This window comes from Streptomyces sp. NPDC000151, from assembly GCF_040301705.1.
GTDB lineage: Bacteria > Actinomycetota > Actinomycetes > Streptomycetales > Streptomycetaceae > Streptomyces.
In genome coordinates, this window is record NZ_JBEPFC010000304.1 from 1 (window position 1) to 1,589 (window position 1,589).

Genomic DNA, 1,589 nt, shown 5'->3' on the forward strand with positions numbered 1-1,589 from the left:
GGCCGTACGGCACCGGCCTGCCCGTCGGCGTGCCCGCCGCGCCCGCCCTGCCCGACCTGCTCGCCCTCCAGCGCGCCCTGCGCCCCCTCCAGCGGTACCGCAGCGCGGCGCCCGCCGTGCAGCACGTCCTGGACGAGACGGCGACGGCGGAGCGCAGCGCGCGCTCGGGCGGGCTGGTGATGCCGGTGTTCCGGGCGGTGCCGCGGGCCGAGGCGTCGCTGCAACTGGTGATGGACGCGGCCTCCTCGATGTGCGTCTGGGACCGGCTGCTCCACGAACTCCAGCAGGTCTTCGCCCAGTTGGGCGCCTTCCGCGACGTACAGGTGCAGTTCCTGCACCAGGGTCCGGACGGCCGCCCCGCGGTCTCCCGCCGCTTCGAGGCGGCGCACGCGCCGTTACGCTCGGCCGACCAGCTCAGCGACCCCACGGGCCGCCGCGTCACCGTCCTGGTCAGCGACTGCGCGGGCCCCCTGTGGCGCAGCGGCCACGCCCACCGGCTGCTGCACCGGCTCGCCCGGCAGGGCCCGCTCGCCGTCCTCCAGCCGCTGCCGCAGCGCATGTGGTCCCGCACCCGGCTGCCCGTCTCCTACGGGACGCTGCGCCGCGGCGAGGGCCCCTCCTACGCCACGGCCCTGCACTTCACGGGCGACACCGCGCAGGCCGGCGGGGGCGCGCTGCCGGTCCCCGTACTGCCGCCCACCGCGGGCGCCCTCGCGGCCTGGGCCAGGCTGCTCTCCGGTACCGGCGCGGGCAAGGTGCCCCCGCCGTCGGCTGGCTCCGCGCCGACCAGCCCCCGGCCCCCGCCGCGCGCCCCCGCGACCCGCTGCCCGCCGCCGAGGTCGTCGCCCGCTTCCGCCGCGCCGCCTCGCCCGGTGCGGCGCAGCTCGCCGTCTATCTGGCCGCGGCCCCGCTCTGCCTGCCGGTGATGCAGCTGGTGCAGCGCACGATGCTGCCCGGGACGGGGCCTGCCGAGCTGTCGGAGGTGCTGCTCGGCGGGCTGCTGACGCGCACGGACGGCGAGTCGACGGCCGGCGGCCCCTGGTACGAGTTCGTCAAGGGCGTGCAGGAGGTGCTGCTCGGACCGCTCGGCAGGGACGAGGCGCTGCTGGTGCTCAAGCACTGCTCCGCGTACGTGGAGCAACGGTTCGGCAAGGGCGGACCGAACTTCCCCGCGCTCGCCATCGCGCAGCTCACCGGCGACCGGGGCGCGGACGCCGCGGAGTCGGCGGCGCGGCTGCGCGCCCACCCGGAGGCCGACGGGCCCGGCCTACGGGCCCCGCAGCCGTTCGCCGAGGTCGCGGCGCACGTCCTGGAGCGGTTCGTCCCGCTGCGCAGCGTCTCCACCGACGGGCACGAGGGCCCCGGCGGCCCGGCGTCCTCCGAGGCGGTGCGCCGCTCCCAGGCGCTGGTGCGGCGGTTCGCCGCCGACGGCATGGTGCAGAACCTCCTCGACGCGGTACAGCTGCTGCGGCACGCCACCGAGCGCGAGCGGCACCGCGGCAACGACACCGCGCTGTGGAGCGAGCTGGCGGAGAACCTGCTGCGGCTGTGGGAGCTGCAGGGCGGCCGGGCGCTGCTGCGCGAGGCGC

At 77.9% G+C, this 1,589-nt stretch carries 1 protein-coding gene and 1 pseudogene; both read left to right on the top strand.

Annotation, left to right across the window (positions count from 1 at the left end):
- Positions 1 to 926, top strand: a 926-nt coding sequence (locus ABT381_RS35710; RefSeq protein ID WP_351602266.1) for an SAV_2336 N-terminal domain-related protein, incomplete at its 5' end; no start/stop codon positions are given.
- Positions 926 to 1,589 (top strand): annotated as a pseudogene (locus ABT381_RS35715) (SAV_2336 N-terminal domain-related protein); the annotation flags it as partial. The gene ABT381_RS35710 and the pseudogene ABT381_RS35715, both read left to right, overlap by 1 nt.